The 20036-nt window shown below is 59.4% G+C and carries 18 protein-coding genes (1 of these 18 cut by a window edge); 15 read left to right on the top strand and 3 right to left on the bottom strand.

Going from position 1 to position 20036, the window contains the following annotated elements; all coding sequences use genetic code 11:
* Together C4J86_RS00575 and C4J86_RS00570 are read right to left on the bottom strand one after the other, a co-directional pair.
* On the bottom strand, positions 1 to 563 hold the beginning of the coding sequence (locus tag C4J86_RS00575; RefSeq protein ID WP_124369109.1) for a CaiB/BaiF CoA-transferase family protein. Its footprint begins 658 nt before the window's first position; only the first 563 of its 1221 coding nucleotides appear in the window; its start codon is at positions 561 to 563; its stop codon lies beyond the left edge, outside the window.
* A gap of 13 nt (positions 564 to 576) precedes the next feature.
* Positions 577 to 1758 (bottom strand): acyl-CoA dehydrogenase, encoded by a 1182-nt coding sequence (locus tag C4J86_RS00570; RefSeq protein WP_124360672.1) that lies wholly within the window; start codon positions 1756 to 1758, stop codon positions 577 to 579.
* A 157-nt stretch (positions 1759 to 1915) separates the two neighbouring features.
* Here C4J86_RS00570 and C4J86_RS00565 point away from each other — a divergent pair, with 157 nt between their 5' ends.
* The 10 genes from C4J86_RS00565 (at position 1916) to C4J86_RS00520 (ending at position 11781) form a co-directional block, all read left to right on the top strand.
* Entirely contained in the window at positions 1916 to 2815 is a 900-nt protein-coding gene (locus C4J86_RS00565) for a LysR family transcriptional regulator (protein ID WP_124369108.1), read from the top strand.
* Between the two features lie 452 nt (positions 2816 to 3267).
* Positions 3268 to 4389: a Re/Si-specific NAD(P)(+) transhydrogenase subunit alpha gene (locus C4J86_RS00560; RefSeq protein WP_124365312.1), complete on the top strand. Its 1122-nt coding sequence runs from the start codon at positions 3268 to 3270 to the stop codon at positions 4387 to 4389.
* 15 nt (positions 4390 to 4404) lie between these two features.
* Positions 4405 to 4725 (top strand): NAD(P) transhydrogenase subunit alpha, encoded by a 321-nt coding sequence (locus tag C4J86_RS00555; RefSeq protein ID WP_003187417.1) that lies wholly within the window; start codon positions 4405 to 4407, stop codon positions 4723 to 4725.
* The gene (locus tag C4J86_RS00550) at positions 4725 to 6161 is read left to right on the top strand and encodes an NAD(P)(+) transhydrogenase (Re/Si-specific) subunit beta (RefSeq protein ID WP_124369107.1); all 1437 of its coding nucleotides are present in this window, start codon (positions 4725 to 4727) and stop codon (positions 6159 to 6161) included. Before C4J86_RS00555 ends, C4J86_RS00550 begins: the two co-directional genes overlap by 1 nt.
* Before the next feature lie 233 nt (positions 6162 to 6394).
* On the top strand, positions 6395 to 7888 hold the full coding sequence (locus C4J86_RS00545; protein WP_124365309.1) for an acetyl-CoA hydrolase/transferase family protein: 1494 nt from the start codon (positions 6395 to 6397) through the stop codon (positions 7886 to 7888).
* A 318-nt stretch (positions 7889 to 8206) separates the two neighbouring features.
* Positions 8207 to 8422 carry a DUF1127 domain-containing protein gene (locus C4J86_RS00540; protein WP_003187413.1) on the top strand — a complete coding sequence of 72 codons (216 nt, stop codon included), beginning with the start codon at positions 8207 to 8209 and terminating at the stop codon, positions 8420 to 8422.
* Between the two features lie 331 nt (positions 8423 to 8753).
* On the top strand, positions 8754 to 9074 hold the full coding sequence (locus C4J86_RS00535; RefSeq protein ID WP_124369106.1) for a DUF2388 domain-containing protein: 321 nt from the start codon (positions 8754 to 8756) through the stop codon (positions 9072 to 9074).
* 81 nt (positions 9075 to 9155) lie between these two features.
* The gene (locus C4J86_RS00530) at positions 9156 to 9464 is read left to right on the top strand and encodes a DUF2388 domain-containing protein (protein ID WP_124360666.1); all 309 of its coding nucleotides are present in this window, start codon (positions 9156 to 9158) and stop codon (positions 9462 to 9464) included.
* 38 nt (positions 9465 to 9502) lie between these two features.
* Positions 9503 to 9823 (top strand): DUF2388 domain-containing protein, encoded by a 321-nt coding sequence (locus C4J86_RS00525; protein ID WP_124365308.1) that lies wholly within the window; start codon positions 9503 to 9505, stop codon positions 9821 to 9823.
* Positions 9820 to 11781, top strand: a complete 1962-nt coding sequence (locus C4J86_RS00520) for a DUF4105 domain-containing protein (RefSeq protein ID WP_124369105.1) — start codon at positions 9820 to 9822, stop codon at positions 11779 to 11781. The genes C4J86_RS00525 and C4J86_RS00520 overlap by 4 nt, the downstream gene beginning before the upstream one ends.
* A gap of 135 nt (positions 11782 to 11916) precedes the next feature.
* Here C4J86_RS00520 and C4J86_RS00515 read toward each other — a convergent pair whose 3' ends face one another.
* Entirely contained in the window at positions 11917 to 12849 is a 933-nt protein-coding gene (locus tag C4J86_RS00515) for a transposase (RefSeq protein ID WP_124369104.1), read from the bottom strand.
* 545 nt (positions 12850 to 13394) lie between these two features.
* On the opposite strand from C4J86_RS00515, the gene C4J86_RS00510 reads away from it, so the two are divergent.
* From C4J86_RS00510 to C4J86_RS00490, 5 genes are all read left to right on the top strand, one after another.
* On the top strand, positions 13395 to 14702 hold the full coding sequence (locus tag C4J86_RS00510; RefSeq protein ID WP_124369103.1) for a CitMHS family transporter: 1308 nt from the start codon (positions 13395 to 13397) through the stop codon (positions 14700 to 14702).
* A 68-nt stretch (positions 14703 to 14770) separates the two neighbouring features.
* Positions 14771 to 15538: a TerC family protein gene (locus C4J86_RS00505; RefSeq protein ID WP_124369102.1), complete on the top strand. Its 768-nt coding sequence runs from the start codon at positions 14771 to 14773 to the stop codon at positions 15536 to 15538.
* Positions 15539 to 15789: 251 nt separating this feature from the next.
* Positions 15790 to 17448 carry a Na/Pi cotransporter family protein gene (locus C4J86_RS00500; RefSeq protein ID WP_124369101.1) on the top strand — a complete coding sequence of 553 codons (1659 nt, stop codon included), beginning with the start codon at positions 15790 to 15792 and terminating at the stop codon, positions 17446 to 17448.
* Positions 17449 to 17506: 58 nt separating this feature from the next.
* Positions 17507 to 18889 carry a pitrilysin family protein gene (locus C4J86_RS00495; RefSeq protein WP_124369100.1) on the top strand — a complete coding sequence of 461 codons (1383 nt, stop codon included), beginning with the start codon at positions 17507 to 17509 and terminating at the stop codon, positions 18887 to 18889.
* Between the two features lie 70 nt (positions 18890 to 18959).
* The gene (locus tag C4J86_RS00490) at positions 18960 to 19991 is read left to right on the top strand and encodes a DUF5924 family protein (RefSeq protein WP_124369099.1); all 1032 of its coding nucleotides are present in this window, start codon (positions 18960 to 18962) and stop codon (positions 19989 to 19991) included.
* The last annotated feature ends 45 nt before the right edge of the window (positions 19992 to 20036 follow it).

Genomic DNA, 20036 nt, shown 5'->3' with positions numbered 1-20036 from the left:
ACGGTTGAATAAAGCCCCGTGAGAATATCGGTCAATGCCACCCCAACCTTCACCGGCCCCGCACCATCATCCCCCTCAGGCCGACCGGTCAGGCTCATCAACCCACCCAACCCTTGAATCATGAAGTCATAGCCGGCACGCGTGGCATAAGGCCCGGTCTGGCCAAAACCGGTGATCGAGCAATAGATCAGCTCCGGATTTATCTCCTTGAGCGACTCATAATCCAAGCCATAAGCCGCCAGGCCACCGACTTTGAAGTTCTCGATCAGAATGTCCGACTTGGCAGCCAGGTCACGCACCAGCCTCTGCCCCTCAGGCTTGGTGAAGTCGATGGTCACCGATTCTTTATTTCGGTTGGCAGACAAGTAGTACGCCGCCTCACTGGTGTTCTCACCATAAGCATCCTTGAGGAAGGGCGGCCCCCAGGCGCGCGTGTCGTCACCATTGCCCGGCCTTTCGACCTTGATTACCTCGGCCCCGAGGTCCGCAAGTATCTGTCCGGACCAAGGGCCCGCCAGTACTCGCGATAAATCCAGTACTCGCAGATGCGAAAGCGCGCCCATGCCCATGCTCCTATTAATAGAACGCCTGAAGACCGGTTTGCGCGCGCCCCAGGATCAAGGCATGCACGTCATGGGTACCTTCATAGGTGTTGACCACCTCCAGGTTGACCAAATGCCGCGCCACCCCAAACTCATCGGAGATGCCGTTACCACCGAGCATGTCCCGGGCCATGCGCGCGATATCCAGGGACTTGCCGCATGAGTTGCGCTTCATGATCGAAGTGATCTCGACCGCCGCCGTCCCTTCATCCTTCATCCGACCCAACCGCAGGCAGCCTTGCAGCGCCAACGTGATCTCGGTCTGCATGTCGGCCAGCTTCTTCTGGATCAACTGCGTCGCGGCCAATGGCCGGCCAAACTGGTGGCGATCAAGGGTGTACTGACGCGCGGTATGCCAGCAGAACTCCGCAGCGCCCAACGCGCCCCAGGAGATGCCGTATCGTGCCGAATTCAGGCAAGTAAAAGGTCCCTTCAAGCCACGCACATCCGGAAAGATGTTCTCTTCCGGGACAAATACGTTATCCATCACGATTTCGCCGGTAATAGACGCTCGCAGGCCGACCTTGCCGTGAATCGCCGGCGCGCTCAGGCCTTTCCAGCCCTTCTCCAGGACAAAACCGCGTATGTCGCCGGCATCGTCCTTGCCCCACACCACAAACACGTCGGCGATCGGGCTGTTGGTAATCCACATCTTCGCGCCGCTCAGGCTGTAGCCGCCCTCCACTTTGCGCGCACGGGTGATCATCGCGCCTGGATCAGAACCATGATTGGGCTCGGTGAGACCGAAGCAGCCGATCCATTCGCCCGAGGCCAATTTCGGCAGGTACTTTTGCTTTTGCGCCTCGGTACCGAATTCATTGATCGGCACCATCACCAGTGAGGACTGCACGCTCATCATCGAGCGATAACCGGAATCGACCCGCTCGACTTCACGGGCAATCAACCCGTAGCTGACATAGTTCAAGCCACTGCCACCGTATTGCTCGGGGATCATCGCTCCCAACAAGCCGGTTTCGCCCATCTCGCGGAAAATCGCGGGGTCGGTCTTTTCATGACGGAAAGCTTCAAGCACTCGAGGCGCCAACTTGTCCTGAGCAAATTGCTCGGCACTGTCACGCACCATGCGCTCTTCTTCGGTGAGCTGTTGATCCAGCAGCAGTGGATCGATCCAGTTGAAGCTTGCCTTGCCAGCCATGAATAAGTCCTCACGAAAAGAATCAAACGTCGTGCATGCAGACTAGGTCGGGACGGTGCAGAGGGCAAACGAGGTTTCTGCATGAGCTTGTGCTAATTTCTCACTTCGTGATGCTCGATAAGGCCAAAAATGCGCCTTACATGTGAGGACAATGTACATGCGCAGGAAAATCCCCAGCACTACCGCGCTCATCAGCTTTGAAGCAGCAGCCCGCCACGAGAGCTTCACCAAGGCGGCGCAGGAGCTTTCCATCACCCAAGGCGCGATCTGCCGGCAGATCGCCAGCCTTGAAGAGTTTTTGAGTGTCGAACTGTTTCGGCGCTCGCGGCGCGGAGTGAAGCTGACCGAGGCAGGGCTGTCCTATAGCCGCAGAGTGGCAACGCAACTGGACGCAGTGGAGCGCGACACCCTTTCCGTCATGGGCCAGCAGGGTGCGAATGTGATCGAACTGGCGGTGGTACCGACGTTTGGCACCCAGTGGCTGATCCCGCGCCTGAAGGACTTCCAACAGCAGCATCCGGAAGTGACGGTCAACCTGACCAACCGCACGCGCCCCTTCCTGTTTGCCGACACCGAGTTCGACGCTGCGATCTACTTCGGCGATGCCGACTGGTCCGGCACGGAATCCCATCGGCTCATGGGTGAAAACCCTGTGCCCGTCTGCAGCCCACGCTTACTCGGCGACCTTGCGCACTTCACTCCTCGGGAAATCGCCGAACTGCCCCTGCTGCAGCAGACAACCCGCCCTTATGCCTGGCGCCAGTGGTTCAACGCCCAGCAACTGAGCGTTCCCCGCGACATGACAGGCCCGCGTTACGAGCTATTCTCAATGTTGTCCCAGGCGGCTATGCATGACATGGGCATCGCGCTGATCCCGCCCTTCTTGATCCAGCGGGAGTTACAGGAGAAACAGTTGGTGATCGCCGCTAACCAGACCCTGAGCAGCGATAAGGCCTATTACTTGATGATTCCAGACCGAAAGGTCGAATCTGCTTCATTGCATGCGTTCCGAGACTGGCTTATCGGCCAATCTCAGCGCTACAACCCCAATATTTAAAGGCATACAGCAATTTATTGACCTTGTAGTCAGATGAATAAAAGCCCTACAGATATACGTAGATGTCGCATTTAAACAGACTGTACCTGCCGAACACAGATGAGGCTCAAAGCCATGATTTTCAAGGCCTATAGCGACCATCACGGGTCAATAACCGACTATTCACCATGACCATGTGGAAACCGTATATTTCACTACAAAATTGCTTAACAGCCTGTATTCAATAAGGTTATTCCAGTGCATTGCGACAATCAGTCACAGGGTGACTTGTAGTTAATTTTTCGTCACCCGTCATAATCCCTTGAAGGCCGTAAAGTTCGCCTGCAAAATGCCGCGCCCCGCTGTCATTTCAGCGGGATCGTGCTGATCGGCCGCCCCAGCTGCGCCACTCACGGCGCACTGGCCTTTTTACAAAAAGATCAAAAGCAAAAAGATCATGCAGGAGATTTGACGTGCACATTGGTGTTCCTCTCGAAACCCAGACCGGTGAAACGCGGGTGGCTGCCACCCCGGAAACCATCAAGAAGCTGATCGGCCAGGGCCATAAGGTCACTGTACAAAGCGGCGCAGGCATTAAAGCCAGCATCGTCGACAGTGCCTATGAAACGGCAGGCGCAACCATTGGCAGCGCCAACGATGCGTTTGGCGCCGAACTGATCCTCAAGGTGGTTGCCCCCAGCGACAGCGAACTGGCGCTGATCAAAAGCGGCACCGTATTGGTGGGCATGCTCAATCCGTTCAGCAACGAAACCATCGCCAAGCTCGCAGAATGCGGCATCACGGCCTTCGCTCTCGAAGCGGCGCCACGCACCTCGCGGGCCCAGAGCCTGGATGTGCTGTCTTCACAAGCCAACATCGCCGGTTACAAGGCGGTATTGCTGGCTGCCCACCACTACCCGCGCTTCATGCCGATGTTGATGACCGCCGCAGGCACCGTGAAAGCGGCCCGCGTGCTGATCCTTGGCGCTGGCGTCGCCGGTTTGCAGGCCATTGCCACGGCGAAACGCCTGGGTGCAGTAATCGAAGCCTCTGACGTACGCCCGGCCGTAAAGGAACAGATCGAATCCCTCGGCGCCAAGTTCGTCGATGTGCCTTACGAAACCGATGAGGAACGTGAATGCGCGGTCGGCGTCGGTGGTTACGCACGCCCGATGCCCACCAGTTGGATGCAGCGCCAGGCCCTGGCTGTGCACGAGCGCGCCAAGCAAGCCGATATCGTCATCACCACGGCATTGATCCCCGGTCGCAAAGCACCGACCTTACTCAGCGCCGAGACCGTCGCACAGATGAAGCCGGGCTCGGTCGTCATTGACCTCGCGGCAGCCCAGGGCGGCAACTGCCCGCTGACGGTCGCAGATCAAGTGGTGGTGGAAAACGGCGTGATCATTTGCGGCCCGACAAACCTGGCCGGCGCCGTGGCCGCCGATGCGTCGGCCTTGTATGCACGCAACCTGCTGGACTTCCTGAAGCTGGTGTTCACCAAGGAAGGGCAGTTTGAAATCAACCTCGAAGACGACATCGTCGCCGCGTGCCTGATGTGCCGCGACGGCCAAGTCATCCGCAAAAACGCCTAAGCAGGGATTCAGACGATGGAAGAGCTTATCTCCCCCGGTATCTACAACCTGATCATCTTTGTGCTGGCGATTTATGTCGGTTACCACGTGGTCTGGAACGTGACACCCGCGCTGCACACGCCGTTGATGGCCGTGACCAACGCCATTTCGGCTATCGTGATCGTCGGCGCCATGCTCGCCGCCGCTCTCACGGTGACGCCGCTGGGCAAGACGATGGGCACCCTGGCCGTGGCGCTGGCAGCGGTCAACGTATTTGGTGGCTTTCTGGTCACGCGGCGCATGCTTGAGATGTTCAAGAAAAAAGCCCCGAAAGTAAAAGAAGAGGCGCCAAAGTAATGAGCATGAACCTCGTCACGACGCTCTACCTGATTGCGTCGATCTGTTTCATCCAAGCCCTCAAAGGCCTCTCGCACCCGACCACTTCGCGGCGCGGCAACCTGTTCGGCATGCTCGGCATGGCGCTGGCGGTACTCACCACCGTCGGCCTCATCTATAAGCTCGGCGCTGAGCTGGCGACTGCCGGTATCGGCTACGTGATCGTCGGCCTGCTGATCGGCGGCACCGCCGGCTCGATCATGGCCAAGCGCGTAGAAATGACCAAGATGCCGGAGCTGGTAGCCTTCATGCACAGCATGATCGGCCTGGCCGCAGTGTTTATCGCCATTGCAGCTGTGGTCGAACCGCAATCGCTGGGCATCGTCAAACACCTGGGCGACGCGATTCCTGCGGGCAACCGCTTGGAGCTGTTCCTCGGCGCCGCCATCGGCGCAATCACCTTCTCCGGTTCGGTGATCGCCTTCGGCAAGCTGTCGGGCAAGTACAAGTTCCGCCTGTTCCAGGGCGCACCGGTACAGTTCGGTGGCCAGCACAAGCTCAACCTGGTGCTGGGCCTGCTCACGCTGGGCCTGGGCCTGGCGTTCATGTTCACCGGCAACCTGACTGCCTTCGCAGTGATGCTGGCCCTGGCCTTTGTCCTGGGCGTGCTGATCATCATCCCGATCGGCGGCGCCGACATGCCGGTCGTCGTGTCGATGCTCAACAGCTACTCCGGCTGGGCAGCGGCGGGCATCGGCTTCTCGCTGAACAATTCGATGCTGATCATCGCCGGCTCCCTGGTGGGTTCCAGCGGCGCAATCCTCTCGTACATCATGTGCAAGGCGATGAACCGTTCCTTCTTTAATGTACTGCTCGGCGGTTTCGGCAACACGCCAGACGCCACCGCTGCGGCAGGCTCTAAAGAAGCACGGCCGGTGAAGTCCGGCTCGGCCGACGATGCCACGTTCCTGCTGACCAACGCCGACACCGTGATCATCGTGCCGGGCTACGGCCTGGCAGTGGCCCGGGCGCAACACGCGCTCAAGGAACTGACCGAGAAGCTGACGCACCGCGGCGTGACAGTGAAGTATGCGATCCACCCGGTGGCGGGCCGTATGCCTGGGCACATGAACGTACTGCTCGCCGAAGCAGAAGTACCGTACGACCAGGTGTTCGAGATGGAGGACATCAACTCCGAGTTCGGCCAGGCCGACGTGGTACTGGTGCTGGGCGCCAACGACGTGGTCAACCCGGCCGCCAAGAACGATCCGAACTCACCGATCGCCGGCATGCCGATCCTTGAAGCGTTCAAGGCCAAGACCATCATCGTCAACAAGCGCTCGATGGCCAGCGGCTACGCGGGCCTGGATAACGAGTTGTTCTACCTGGACAAGACCATGATGGTCTTTGGCGATGCCAAGAAGGTCATCGAAGACATGGTCAAGGCCGTCGAATAACACTGCGCCAGCGCAACACCCGAAACCCTGGCCTCACGTAGGCTGGGGTTTTTTCGTTCCCATGCTCTGCGTGGGAATGCAGCCGGGGACGTTGCACGTCCCGCTTGCACACTCATATGAAACCCGACCAAAGGCTCTAAATCGCTACTCGGCATTCGACCATGGTAGCGGGCCGAAACTTTTTGAAATCACTACACTGCCCACCTTGCTTCCGTAGCCTGAGATGACCATTCATGTACCGTGATCGTATCCGCTTGCCTTCGTTGTTGAACAAGGTCATGAGCGCGGCAGACGCCGCAGCACTGATCGAGGACGGCATGACCGTCGGCATGAGCGGCTTCACCCGCGCCGGTGAAGCCAAGGCCGTTCCTCACGCCCTGGCCGAGCGCGCCAAGACTTCCCCGCTGAAAATCACCCTGATGACCGGTGCCAGCCTGGGCAATGACCTGGACAAGCAATTGACCGAAGCCGGCGTGCTGTCGCGCCGCATGCCCTTTCAAGTGGACAGCACGCTGCGCAAGGCGATCAACGCGGGCGAGGTGATGTTTATCGACCAGCACCTGTCGGAAACTGTCGAGCAACTGCGCAATAACCAGCTCAAGTTGCCGGACATCGCGGTAATCGAAGCCGTTGCAATCACCGAGCTTGGGCATATCGTGCCCACCACCTCGGTAGGCAACTCGGCCAGCTTCGCGATTTTTGCCAAGCAAGTGATCGTCGAGATCAACCTGGCGCACAATCCGAACCTGGAAGGGCTGCACGATATTTACATCCCCTCCTATCGGCCAACCCGCACGCCGATTCCGCTGGTTAAAGTCGACGACCGCATTGGCAGCCCGGCGATTCCTATCCCGCCCGAAAAAATCGTCGCTATTGTGATCACCAATCAGGCGGACTCTGCGTCCACCGTGACGCCACCCGACGCCGATACCCAAGGCATCGCCAATCACCTGATCAACTTTCTGAAACAGGAAGTAGACGCCGGCCGCATGACCAACAAGCTCGGCCCGCTGCAGGCCGGTATCGGCAATATCGCTAACGCGGTGATGTGTGGCCTGATTGACTCGCCGTTCGAAGACTTGACCATGTATTCGGAAGTGCTGCAGGACTCGACGTTCGACTTGATCGACGCCGGCAAGCTGAGCTTCGCCTCCGGCAGCTCGATTACCCTGTCGGAGCGGCGCAATGCCGACGTGTTTGGCAATCTTGAGCACTACAAGGACAAATTGGTGCTGCGCCCGCAGGAGATTTCCAACCATCCTGAAGTGGTGCGTCGCCTGGGCATTATTGGTATCAACACCGCGTTGGAGTTCGATATCTACGGCAACGTCAATTCCACCCACGTTTGCGGCACGCGAATGATGAACGGTATTGGCGGCTCCGGGGACTTTGCGCGCAATGCGCACCTGGCGATCTTCGTGACCAAGTCGATTGCCAAAGGCGGCGCGATTTCCAGCGTGGTACCGATGGTGAGCCATGTGGACCACACCGAACATGACGTAGACATCCTGGTGACCGAAGTGGGCCTGGCCGACTTGCGTGGCCTGGCGCCACGGGAGCGGGCCCGAGTGATCATCGACAACTGTGTGCACCCGGCGTACCGGGATGCGCTGAACAGTTACTTCGAGGCCGCCTGCGCGCTTGGCGGGCATACCCCGCACATCCTGCGTGATGCACTGAGCTGGCACATTAACCTGGAAGAAACCGGACACATGCTCAAGGCTTGAGGGGTACACAACCGGGTTGATGCCTAGACAGTTTCATCGACCCGGTCGCTTAAGCGGCAGTTACGTCAAAAACTGTACTGCTGTACCGGTCATTTCCTACCGAAATAACCTACGACCTTCCTCTAAAATGCCAATTTCGCACTGTTTCAGTGCGAACAGGTACAGTTGCCCTCATTTCGTACCGTACAGCCTCTATAAACAGTTAACTGGCCCCTCACAATACAGGTGAACTGTATCTAGAGAGTCTTGCGCGGGAGGAGGATGATTGGCATCAGTTAAACCACTACCTAATCCCGCCACAAGCGGAAGGATGTCATCATGGAACGTACACTCAGTTCCGAACTGTTCTTCGAAGAAAAAGCTGTTAACACCCAGGCTTCCCTGCCTCTGCGCGTTCTCGCCAACCTGATGTTGTGGCAGCGCCGCATCTCCAGCCGCCACCAACTGGCTCGCCTGGATTCGCGTCTGCTGGCCGATGCCGGTATCAGCGAAGCTCAACGCTACGAAGAGCTGAGCAAGCCGTTCTGGCGCTGATTGGCGCTCGCTGGCCCTGACCTGACGGGTCCACTGCCAGCACTCTGATTTGTCAAAGCAAAGCCCGCCCCGGGAAACTGGAGGCGGGCTTTGCTGTTTCTGATGCGATGCAATTGAGACAGCGATAATCTGCCGAACCAATACAGTTTTTATATTTTAAAATATAACCATAACAGTTAAACGACGACTTCCGAATGGACAAGCGGTGGCCTAATATCCAATCACTACGTGGCGAACCTTGTAGAACGGGCGTCAGATGCCCAAATGCCAACGTCCGTTTCATTGTGGCCACTCTGTGCCACTTTATTTGCTCATCTACAGGAGTTACCCCATGTCCCGTCTTCGCCTGCTGTGCACTGCCGCCCTGTTGGTCGTTGCTGCCAATGCCAACGCGAGCAGCTTTATCGTGACCACCGATTCGATCGTTGGCGCACTGAAAGCCACCTCCGACGCCACCTCTGATGCCACGTCCTCCCTGCGCGACAACAAAGTGGTGCGAGCCGCCCGTGACGACGCGGCCAGTTTTGTCGCCAGCGAAGGCGCCATCCGTGGTGTGAAACTGGAAAGCGCCCTGGCCCAGATCCGCCAGCAGGCGCCGCAGTTGAGCACCGCAACCGACGCTCAATTGGCCCAGGCCATCCTGGCGATCTAAAACCAGGGGAAGGGCCAGTCGCACTGGCCCTCATCCGGTCATTGCGCTAGCCTTGGCGCTCGTTTTCAGTTGTCGAGTCCCATGGCTTTTTCATACCGTCTGTTGATTGTTCCTGTGATGTTCTGCGCCTGCTGGGCACCGCCGGCTTCGGCCTTTGACGTGTCCATCCAGAGCACCGTTGTCAGCGCATACGCCACCAGCAAGGTGACCTCTGCGCCGTTCGACAACAAATTGGTACGGGTTGCCAAGGATGATGCTGCTGCTTTCATTGCCACTGACGGCCAATGGCGGGGCGCACGCTTGGAGTCCGCGCTGGATTACCTACGCCGTACCCAGCCAAAACTTCATGCGAGCGACCTTGAACTGGCGCAGGCAATTCTCGTCCAATAATCATCTTTGTATGTCCATCTTTGTATTGGAGTCACCCCATGCGTAGCCCGTTGATCATCGCCGCCCTCGGCCTGCTGTTTTTGGCCGATGTCGCCCAGGCGCAAACCCTGAAGGCCACCAGTAACATCATCGTGCGTGCTTCGGCGCGCACCATTGATTTCACCTCGGACACCACCACCTCCATCCGCGACTCCAAGATCGTGCGCGAAGCCCACGATGATGCCGCCAGCTTCGTCGCCACCAACGGCGAGATCCGTGGCGCGCAACTCGAGGCGGCGTTCGACACCTTGCGCACCCGCGTGCCGGAAGCCCGTGATGCCAGCGACCAGACGCTCGCCGAAGCTATCCTCGCTCTGTGAGGCGAATCAACGCCTGGCTCCTGGCCGGGGCCGTGCTGCTGTGTGCCGGTACAGCCCAGGCCAGCCTGCAACTGCGGCTCAAGACCGATGGCTTGAGCCCGGCGGAACAGCAGGCCAGCCAGGCGTTGCTCGATGAAGCGATGGGCGCCTTGCCGCCGCGTTTCATCGAGCAGTTGGACCGCCGTATCGACGTCGGCTGGACCGACAAGATGCCTGAAAACGCTTATGGCCAGGCCTCCCTGGTGTCCGAACTGGATCTTAACCAGAACCTGCTTGCCAGCCTGACCGACGGCAGCGCCGCCACGCAGAAAACCAACCGCCCCCACGGCACCGTGCGCAAGGAAATGCTCGCCACCGTGCTGCATGAACTGACCCATATCTACGACCGTGCGCGCCTCTGGTCCAAAGACGAGCGAGCCCTGATCCAGCGATGCAGCCGTCAGAACAGCATCACCGGTTTGATTGGCCTGCCCGATCAATGCCGTGGCCAGAATGACCGGCGCTTCACGCTCAGTGACGACCCACGCTTGCTGGACCTCGCCGGCTGGCCGCAATACGTCGGCCGTCGCGGCGAACGCGAACAGCACAATAATCAAGTGGTGCGCAGCCCGGATATCTACGAAACCACCAGCCCGCTGGAATTCGTCGCGGTCAACATGGAGTACTTCCTCCTCGACCCAAGCTACGCCTGCCGCCGCCCCGCGCTGGCGCGCTATTACCAGGAACATTTTGGCTGGGCGCCGCCCGGGCAGGACGCCTGCGGCAATACCTACGCGTTTTTGAACGCCGGCAATGACTTCGCCAAAACCCCGCTGGGCCAGATCGACCCGGAGCGCGTGTACGAAATCGACTACCTGCTCGCCGAAGCCAACCAGAATCTGGTAAGCCGCTGGGGCCATAGCATGCTGCGTCTGGTGATCTGCGCGCCGGGCCGTCCGCGCGGGCCGGATTGCCGGCTGGACCTGGATCAGCATCTGGTGTTGTCCTACCGCGCCTTCGTCGGTGACGTCCAGCTGTCGAGCTGGGACGGCCTGGTGGGCAAATACCCGTCGCGCCTGTTTGTGCTGCCGCTGGCCCAGGTCATCGACGAATACACCAAGACCGAGCTGCGCGGCTTGGCATCGGTGCCGCTGAAGCTCAACCGCCAGGAAATCAACGACACGGTCGAACATGCCGCCGAGATGCACTGGAGCTACGACGGCAACTACTTCTTTATTTCCAACAACTGCGCGGTAGAAAGCCTGAAGCTGTTGCGCAGCGGCAGCGCCAACCCCCAATTGACCGGCCTGGACAACATCACCCCCAACGGCTTGCTGGAAGTGCTCAGCGCCCGTGGGTTGGCCGATACCAGCGTGCTGAACGACAAGCGCGAGGCGTTGCGCCTGGGTTACCACTTCGACTCGTTCCGCGAGCGCTACCAGGCGATGTTCGACGTACTGCGCAAGCGCCTGCCGATCAAGCAAACCCAAGTCGAAGACTGGCTGTCGCTGAATGCGCAAGAGCGCCGCCAATGGTTCAGCCAGGCCGATTTGCGCACCAGCGCCGCGTTGCTGTTGCTGGAACAAGCCAGCTATCGCAAACAACTGATGCTCGCCCAGGACGAAGTCAAACAACGCTACCTCAATGCCCGGGAGCTGAAAAACGGCGGCATGGAGAAAGCCAATAACACGCTGCAGCAAATTCTCGCCAACAGCGGCTTCCTCAGCCGTCCGGCCGAACTGCTCGACAGTGGCGGCTACGGCCTGCCGCAACCTTCAGAAGCCAAGCGGCTGGAATCGGAAAGTGCCGAGCGCCAGAAGCAACTGCAATCGCTGACCGGCGAACTGGATAAAGAGGTAAGGGCGCTGCTCGAGCCTGCCCGTGCTGCCGAGATTGCCGCTTGCGAAGCCAATCTCAAGCAGATGGGCGAACATCTGCGGGCTTTGCACAAGGCGGCCGGTGGTCTCGAACTGCCGTAAAAACTCAGCTAATCAAGTGATCCACATGTGGGAGCAACTGTCTTAATGGATTCAATTCAGAAGTCATTTCTCATAGGCAGCAAAGCTCCCACAGCCTTAGGCCGTGCGATGTTGAACGAAGTAGCTGCTACCGCGCTAAGCGGTGCGCTCTATCCATTCAGTACGGTCGCGCAGCATCGCGTTCAGGCGTACCAACAAAACGCGCATACAGGCGATCAACGCGACTTTGGCGCATTTCCCTTTATCACGTAGCGCCTTATATCGAGTCCCGAATTCTGGCTGGTCCCGGATGACCACCCAACAGGCCATGTAAAGTGAGCGACGAGCTGAAAACCTTCCGCCACTGATATGACGTGCACCTTTATGCCTTCCGCTGTCGTTGTTGTACGGAGCGAGTCCCGCTAATGCTGCGATAGGGCGTCCGCCAATTTCTCCCAGCTCGGGCAGGTAAGCCATAAGACTGGTGGCAGTAACCAACCCGATGCCTTTGACTGAACACAGTCGAGCCACCTTTTCGCTATCTAGCTCGTTCGCACTTTGACGAATTAGTTGATCTATCGCCTCCACTGCCGTGTTCAAATAGTCGATATGGCTCTGCAATGCAGGCTTTACCGCATCGCAGGAAGCAGTTTTCAGGCGTCGTCTGTCGTCATCTCTTTGCTGAACAAAATGTTCCCGCTGCTGGACCAACGCGCGCAGCTTGTCGTGTTCCGGGCTTGTGATTCGGGCACTTGGCGAGTCTAGAATGGCTGCATAGTGCGCCAGAGACTTTGCGTCTATCGGGTCGGTTTTGGCTTTTTGACCCATCGCTCTGGAAAACTCTTTGGCGCGACGGGGGTTAACGCACATAACCTCAAGGCCGGCAGCCTGGGCCGCTTTGACGACTTTGCGCTCGTAGCCGCCCGTGGCTTCCACCAACACGCGATTAACCTGGTAAAGCATTAGCCAACCGATCAACGCCGGTAACTCTCTTTCAGTGTTGGAACAGCTTACCCCAGCTTCAAGTGAATGAATCCGAACCTCAAGACTGTCTTTGGAAACATCAATGCCTGCGGAACAGGAAAACATGGCCAAATCCTCTTACACTTAGAGTGAGAGCGCTCTGGCTTGGCCCACGCTTGTAACTGTTCGAGGTGGGCTCGTTCAACTGTTCGGGCTCATGTCCAGAGCGGAGAGGTGAGTAGCAGCGTGGGCTCCCACACGTGCTTTAAGCACTCGGGGCATTCAGCTTGCTACTCACCGCTCTCACCCTCAGTCTAATCCTGACTCAAGACACAAGGGGGCTTGCCCCCGATAGCGGTGAGTCAGCTAGCCATAAGCTGCCTGAGCCACCGCAATCGGGGGCAAGCCCCCTCCCACACTTTTTATCTGCATATGCCTTAAGACCGTGTATCACCTGTTTTCTCAGCGAAAGCTGGCTGAAAGCTTACCCGTCTAGGATCACCCCCACTGTCGGCAACAGACCGACTGTTAACAACAACAATGGTGATTCCCGATGTCCGCCCGTACCCGCCTGTTTGTCCCAACTCCCCCCGTACGCCACGTGCCTTTCGTTCTGCGCTGACCCCACCCGGTTCGCCATTCCCTAGCCGCGCTACGCCTGGAGTATTCCTATGCTGACTTTCCTTGGCTTTGCCATGGTCATCACGTTCATGTTCCTGATCATGACCAAGCGCCTGTCTGCGCTGATCGCCTTGATCATCGTGCCTATCCTGTTCGCGCTGTTCGGCGGTTTCGCGCCGAAGATCGGCCCGATGATGCTCGAAGGCATCACCAAGCTCGCGCCGACCGGCGTGATGCTGATGTTCGCCATCCTCTACTTTGCCCTGATGATCGACTCCGGCCTGTTCGACCCGGCCGTGCGCAAGATCCTCAAGATGGTCAAGGGCGACCCACTGAAAGTCTCGGTCGGCACCGCCGTGCTGGCCCTGGTGGTGTCCCTCGACGGTGACGGCGCCACCACTTACATGATTTGCGTCGCCGCCATGTTGCCGCTGTACCAGCGCATCGGCATGAGCCCGCGGATCATGGCCGGCCTGATCATTCTTGCCGGTGGCGTGATGAACATGACCCCCTGGGGTGGCCCGACGGCCCGCGCCGCCAGTGCGCTGCATGTGGACCCATCGGACATCTTCGTGCCGATGATCCCGGCCATGGCCGCCGGCGTGGTGGCGATCCTGGTGATTGCCTATATGTACGGCAAGCGCGAGCGCGCCCGCCTGGGTGAACTGCACCTGCAGGGCGACGAGATCGACCACAGCGACATCAGCGTGTCGCAATTCCCCGACGCCCGCCGTCCGAAGCTGATCTGGTTCAACGGCGCGCTCACCCTTGCCCTGATGTGCACGCTCATCGCCGGCCTGTTGCCGCTGCCGGTGCTGTTCATGGTGGCGTTCAGTATCGCGATGATCGTCAACTACCCGTGCCTGCAACAACAGAAAGACCGCGTCGCGGCCCACGCCGGCAGCGTATTGGCGGTGGTCGGGTTGATCTTCGCCGCCGGTATCTTCACCGGCATCCTGTCGGGCACTGGCATGGTCGATGCCATGTCCAAGAGCCTGCTGGCGGTCATCCCTGAAGCCATGGGCCCGTACCTGGCGGTGATCACGGCGCTGGTGAGCATGCCGTTTACCTTCTTCATGTCCAACGATGCGTTCTACTATGGCGTGCTGCCGGTACTGGCCGAAGCCGCCAGCCACTACGGCATCACTGCCGTGGAAATGGCCCGCGCGTCGATCGTCGGGCAACCGGTGCATCTGCTGAGCCCACTGGTACCCTCGACCTACCTGCTGGTCGCCCTGGCGGGTATCGAGTTTGGCGATCACCAGCGCTTCACCCTCAAGTGGGCAGTACTGGTATGCCTGTGCATAATGGTCGCCGCGTTGCTGATGGGGATTTTTCCGCTGTTCAGCACTCTATAATCGTACCGACTCACCTACCGCGCGGCGCTACAGCTTGCGCGGTCTAACATTTGCTCAAAGGAATACACATGGAATGGCTGACCAATCCGGAAATCTGGATTGCCTTCTTCACCCTGACGGCCCTCGAGATCGTCCTGGGCATCGATAACATCATCATGATTTCGATCCTGGTCAGCCGCATGCCCAAGCACATGCAGGCACGCACCCGGATCTTCGGCCTCGCGCTGGCGATGGTCACGCGTATCCTGTTGCTGCTGTCGATCACCTGGGTCATGCAACTGACCGCCGACCTGTTCGTAGTGTTCGGCGAGGGCATTTCCGGTCGCGACCTGATCCTGTTCTTCGGTGGCCTGTTCCTGTTGTGGAAAAGCTCCCAGGAGATGTACCACGCCCTGGAAGGTGAAGATGAAACCAACGACGAGCCTAAAGGCGCCGGCGGCAAGTTCATCTACACCATCATCCAGATTGCGATCATCGACATTGTGTTCTCCCTGGATTCGGTCATCACCGCCGTCGGCATGGTTTCCCATGTGCCGGTGATGGTTGCCGCCATCGTGGTTGCCGTACTGGTGATGATGCTGGCCGCTGGCACCATCAGCGAATTCATCGACAAGCACCCGTCGCTGAAGATGCTGGCGCTGTCGTTCCTGCTGGTAGTGGGTACCGTGCTGATCGCTGAATCCTTCGACGTGCACGTGCCAAAAGGCTACGTCTACTTCGCCATGGCGTTCTCGCTGGCAGTGGAAGCGGTGAACATCAAGATGCGCACCGCCATCGCGAAAAAGAAGAAACAGCAGGACCCGGTGAAACTGCGCAAGGACGTTCCGGGTCAATAAACCTGTAGGAGCGAGCTTGCTCGCGAAGAACGTCAACGATTACGCGTACTGCCTGATTTAACGCGTTGTCCTTGGGTTCTTCGCGAGCAAGCTCGCTCCTACATATGACAGTTTTGTTTCAATCCCGAGTTTAGCTATGCGATGCTGGCGCAGAGCCCATTCGCCAACTACAGCTTAAGTACAAGACGTAGAACGGCACGCGGCAACTTTCCTTCGCTCCTGTTGGAGCGCACCCACACGGGGGGCCGAGCATGCTGACCTTGCTCAATCTGCTTTCCGCCGTGACCCTGCTTATCTGGGGCACGCACATCGTCCGTACCGGCATCCTGCGGGTCTACGGCTCGAACTTGCGCCAAGTCATCGGGCAGAATATGTCCAAGCGCTGGCTGGCGTTTGTCGCCGGCATCCTGGTAACGGCCATGGTGCAGAGCAGCAATGCCACGGCGATGCTGGTGACGTCCTTTGTCGGCCAAGGCTTGATGAGCCTGACGCCCGCCTTGGCCACCATGCTCGGCGCCGACGTAGGCACCGCGTTGATGGCGCGGGTACTCACCCTGGACCTGTCCTGGTTATCGCCGCTGTTGATCTTCCTCGGGGTGATTTTTTTCCTGTCACGTAAACAGACGCGGGCCGGGCAACTCGGCCGGGTCGGGATCGGCCTCGGGCTGATCATTCTCGCCTTGCAATTGATCGTCGAAGCCGCCGGGCCGATTACCCATGCCCAAGGTGTCAAAGTCATCTTCGCGTCGCTGACCGGCGACATCCTGCTCGATGCCCTGGTGGGCGCGCTGTTCGCGATGATTTCCTACTCCAGCCTCGCCGCCGTGCTGCTGACGGCAACCCTGGCCGGGGCCGGCGTGATCGGTTTGCACGTCGCCATCGGCCTGGTGATCGGCGCCAACATCGGCAGCGGCATCCTGGCCTTTCTCAGCACCAGCATGCAGAACACCGCCGGGCGGCAAGTCGCCCTGGGCAGCCTGTTGTACAAGTTGATCGGCCTGCTGTTGATCATTCCGGTACTCGACCCACTCGTACGCTGGATGGACGGCCTGGACTACAGCACTCAGGCCATGGTTATCACGTTCCACCTGCTCTACAACGTCAGCCGCTGCCTGATTCTGTTGCCTACCATTGGCCCGATGGCACGGCTGTGCGAATGGCTGCTGCCGGAGCGTCCCGAAACCGATGGCAAAGCCAAGCCGCGCCACCTGGACCTGGCCTCACTGAATACGCCGAGCCTGGCGCTGGCCAACGCCGCCCGCGAAACCCTGCGGCTCGGCGACCTGATCGACAACATGCTCACCTCGATGCAGGAAGTGCTGCGCGGCAAACAAACCGCCATTACCCAGGAAATGCGCAGCCTCAGCGATGACGTCGAGGCGCTTTACAGCGCGATCAAACTTTACCTGGCGCAAATGCCCCGTGAAGACCTGAGTGAACAGGACAATCGACGATGGGCGGAAATCATTGAGCTGTCCATCAACCTGAAGCTGGCGGGCGACTTGATTGAGCGCATGCTGCGCAAAGTCCAGCAGCAGAAGACTTCGCAACGTCGGCAATTTTCCGAGGTCGGCCTGGAAGAGCTCAGCGGCCTGCACAGCCAGTTGATCGCCAACCTGCGCCTGGGCCTGTCGGTCTTCCTCAGCGGCGATCCGGAAAGTGCCCGCCAATTACTGCGTGAGAAGCGCCGCTTTCGCGCCCAGGAACGTCGCCTGGCCCACGCCCACGTCAGCCGCCTGCAACGTAAAATCGTGCAGAGCCTGGAAACCAGTTCCTTGCACCTGGAGCTGATTGCCGACATGAAGCGTTTGAACTCGTTGTTCTGCAGCAGCGCCTATGTTGTGTTGGAAACGTCCGACACCGGCGCACTCTCTGCTGAAGATATTGCCGACATCACCCATTCGCCCTGAACGTACGCCAGCCAGCGAAGTCAGTTAACAATGGACCTCGTTCGCCAGGAAGCTTGTTATGCGTCGCCTGTTACTCGCCTGCCTGCTGCTGGGCTCGGCACACACCTTTGCCTTTGACCGCCTGCAAGTCGAGGGCTACACCTTGCCCAACGGCCTGCAACTGTTGCTCAAACCGGGCACCGAGCGCGGGCATGTGGCCATCCGCCTGGTGGTTGGCGTGGGCCTGGACGATTTCAGCTGCGACCAGAAAGAACTGCCGCATCTGTTCGAACACCTGTTGTTCAGCGGCATCGATGGCGGTGGCGAAGGCGACCTCGAAGATCGCATGCAAGCACTGGGCGGCGAATGGAACGCCTACACCAGCAACGCCGACACCACGTTCGTCATCGAGGCGCCTGCGCAGAACCAGCGCAAGGTGCTGGACCTGCTGCTGGCAATCATCACCCGCACTCAACTGACCGACGCCCATATCAACGCTGCCAAGCAGGTAGTCGAGCGCGAGGACGGCGGCCATTACTCACACTTGCAACGCCTGCTCGACCGCCAGGACCTCGGCCACAACGCCAGCAACCAGTTAGCCGTCGAGCTGGGCCTCAAGTGCGCCGAACGCGCCGAGGTCAGCCACCTCACGCGCGATCAGTTGGAGGCGCTGCGCAAAAATTGGTACGCGCCGAACAATATGACCCTGATCGTCGTCGGCGATCTGGACAAACTGCTGCCGGCCTACCTGGAACGCACCTATGGCCAACTCGACCCGGTAGAGCCGAGCGAACACCGGCCATTGCCGCAAATCCAGCATGCCGCTGCCAGCCAGCGTGACCTGATCCACGGCTGGGTCGGCGACAACGCCAAGCTGCACTGGCTGTTCCCGGAACCGGTGCTGGACGACCAGCATGATGAAACCTACGACCTGCTCAAGGACTACCTCGACTGGGCGTTGTACCGCCAACTGCGGCTCAGGCACGGCTTGTCCTACGGCCCGTGGACCGAACGCGAAGTGCTCGGCGGCGTCGGTTTCCTCAGCCTGAACGCCGACCTCGAACGGGACAACCTCGAGCAAGCCGAACAGGTCTTGCAAGACCTCAAGACGCAGTTGCTCAAGGACGGCCTCGACCCGGCGGTGTTCGCTCGCTTGCAGCAAGCCGCCATCGCCCGCCAGGCCTGGGCAGTGCAGGGCAACAGCGCGTTGGCCGACTATTATTGGAGCGCGGCCGGCGAATATGCCGATGGCCGCTTCGGCGACCCGGCCAAACGCATCAAGGCCGTGACCCTGGCGCAGACCAATCAGGCCATGCGCCAGGTGTTGGAGCAGGCGGGCTACTGGCGGGTCGAAAAGCCGCTGTTGAGCTATAACGCCCTGAGCTGGATCGGCGCGGGTGTGTTGGGACTGATCATCCTGGCTGGGGCGGCGCTACGGTTTTCTCGCAAACGGACCCTGTAATGAAGCACCGAACAACGGACTAAGACGTTATTCTGTCTCGGATTTTTCCCACACACATTGTGAATCGTCCATGCCGAACTTACCGCCCCTTATCCAGCGCGTTATAGAACTGATCAAACGCTACCCTGGGGTGATCGCACTCGGCGGTTTCATATCGGGTGTGGGCAGCTTCATCCTGGTGGACCGCCAGCAAGGCATGGCCAGCTGGATTGCCGTGATCATGCTGGTGAGCTGGCTGTGGCTGATGCTGGAAAACAGCTTCACGAAACTGTTCACCAGGCTGTTCAACCGCGAAATACCCGAACCGCTGCTGCGCTACGCCACCCAGATGATCCACCAGGAAAGTCTGTTTTTCGTGCTGCCGTTCTTTTTCGTCACTACGGCCTGGAACAGTGGCCAGTCGGTGTTCACCGGCCTGCTCGGTGCGGCGGCGCTGGTGTCGATCATCGACCCGCTGTACTACAAGTGGCTGGCGCCCAAGCGCTCCCTGTTCCTCGCCTTGCATACGCTGACGTTATTCGCCGCACTGCTGACCGCATTGCCGATCATTCTGCACCTGACCACCGCCGAGAGTTACAAGCTGGCCCTGGGCGTCGCCATGGCCCTGTCGATTCCGAGCCTGGCCGTCAGCCTGCCACTGCGCAGCATCAAGGGCTGGGCGATGCTGCTGGGGGTCACGGCCGCGATCGGCTGCGCCGGCTGGCTGCTGCGAAGCTGGGTGCCACCTGCCACCCTGTGGATGACCGAAGTGGCCATCAGCACCCAGCTCCAAGACCGCACACCGGGCGACGACCTCAAGCACGTCAGCGCCGCCCAACTGCGCAGCGGCGGACTGTACGCCTACACCGCCATCAACGCCCCGCGCGGCCTGGATGAGCGGATCTACCATGTGTGGAAATTCAACGGCAAGGAAGTCGACCGCATTGCCCTGGATATCCATGGCGGCCGCAAGGAGGGCTACCGCGCCTGGACCCACAAGCAGAACTTCCCGCCGGACTCGGTAGGCCGCTGGCAGGTGCGGGTGCTGACCGAAGACGGCCAAGTCATTGGCGTGCTGCGCTTCAACGTCACCGACTCAGCACAAACGGACAACCCAGAGTAGGCCCGATCATGCTATTACGTAGCAATTGTGGATAGCCAAACAAGC

It is taken from the genome of Pseudomonas sp. R2-7-07 (assembly GCF_003852355.1).
Taxonomy (GTDB): Bacteria; Pseudomonadota; Gammaproteobacteria; order Pseudomonadales; family Pseudomonadaceae; genus Aquipseudomonas.
The sequence above is the reverse complement of the archived record's forward strand: the minus strand, read 5'-3'. Positions and strand labels throughout refer to the sequence as shown.

Excerpts from the sequence above, each read along its gene's own strand:
- C4J86_RS00535 (WP_124369106.1), top strand. The coding sequence starts at position 8,754 with ATGTCCCGTCTTCGCCTGCTGTGCACTGCCGCCCTGTTGGTCGTTGCT.
- C4J86_RS00570 (WP_124360672.1), bottom strand. The coding sequence starts at position 1,758 with ATGGCTGGCAAGGCAAGCTTCAACTGGATCGATCCACTGCTGCTGGAT.
- C4J86_RS00545 (WP_124365309.1), top strand. The coding sequence starts at position 6,395 with ATGTACCGTGATCGTATCCGCTTGCCTTCGTTGTTGAACAAGGTCATG.
- C4J86_RS00550 (WP_124369107.1), top strand. The coding sequence starts at position 4,725 with ATGAGCATGAACCTCGTCACGACGCTCTACCTGATTGCGTCGATCTGT.
- C4J86_RS00530 (WP_124360666.1), top strand. The coding sequence starts at position 9,156 with ATGGCTTTTTCATACCGTCTGTTGATTGTTCCTGTGATGTTCTGCGCC.
- C4J86_RS00500 (WP_124369101.1), top strand. The coding sequence starts at position 15,790 with ATGCTGACCTTGCTCAATCTGCTTTCCGCCGTGACCCTGCTTATCTGG.
- C4J86_RS00495 (WP_124369100.1), top strand. The coding sequence starts at position 17,507 with ATGCGTCGCCTGTTACTCGCCTGCCTGCTGCTGGGCTCGGCACACACC.
- C4J86_RS00555 (WP_003187417.1), top strand. The coding sequence starts at position 4,405 with ATGGAAGAGCTTATCTCCCCCGGTATCTACAACCTGATCATCTTTGTG.
- C4J86_RS00565 (WP_124369108.1), top strand. The coding sequence starts at position 1,916 with ATGCGCAGGAAAATCCCCAGCACTACCGCGCTCATCAGCTTTGAAGCA.
- C4J86_RS00490 (WP_124369099.1), top strand. The coding sequence starts at position 18,960 with ATGCCGAACTTACCGCCCCTTATCCAGCGCGTTATAGAACTGATCAAA.
- C4J86_RS00525 (WP_124365308.1), top strand. The coding sequence starts at position 9,503 with ATGCGTAGCCCGTTGATCATCGCCGCCCTCGGCCTGCTGTTTTTGGCC.
- C4J86_RS00515 (WP_124369104.1), bottom strand. The coding sequence starts at position 12,849 with ATGTTTTCCTGTTCCGCAGGCATTGATGTTTCCAAAGACAGTCTTGAG.
- C4J86_RS00505 (WP_124369102.1), top strand. The coding sequence starts at position 14,771 with ATGGAATGGCTGACCAATCCGGAAATCTGGATTGCCTTCTTCACCCTG.
- C4J86_RS00540 (WP_003187413.1), top strand. The coding sequence starts at position 8,207 with ATGGAACGTACACTCAGTTCCGAACTGTTCTTCGAAGAAAAAGCTGTT.
- C4J86_RS00510 (WP_124369103.1), top strand. The coding sequence starts at position 13,395 with ATGCTGACTTTCCTTGGCTTTGCCATGGTCATCACGTTCATGTTCCTG.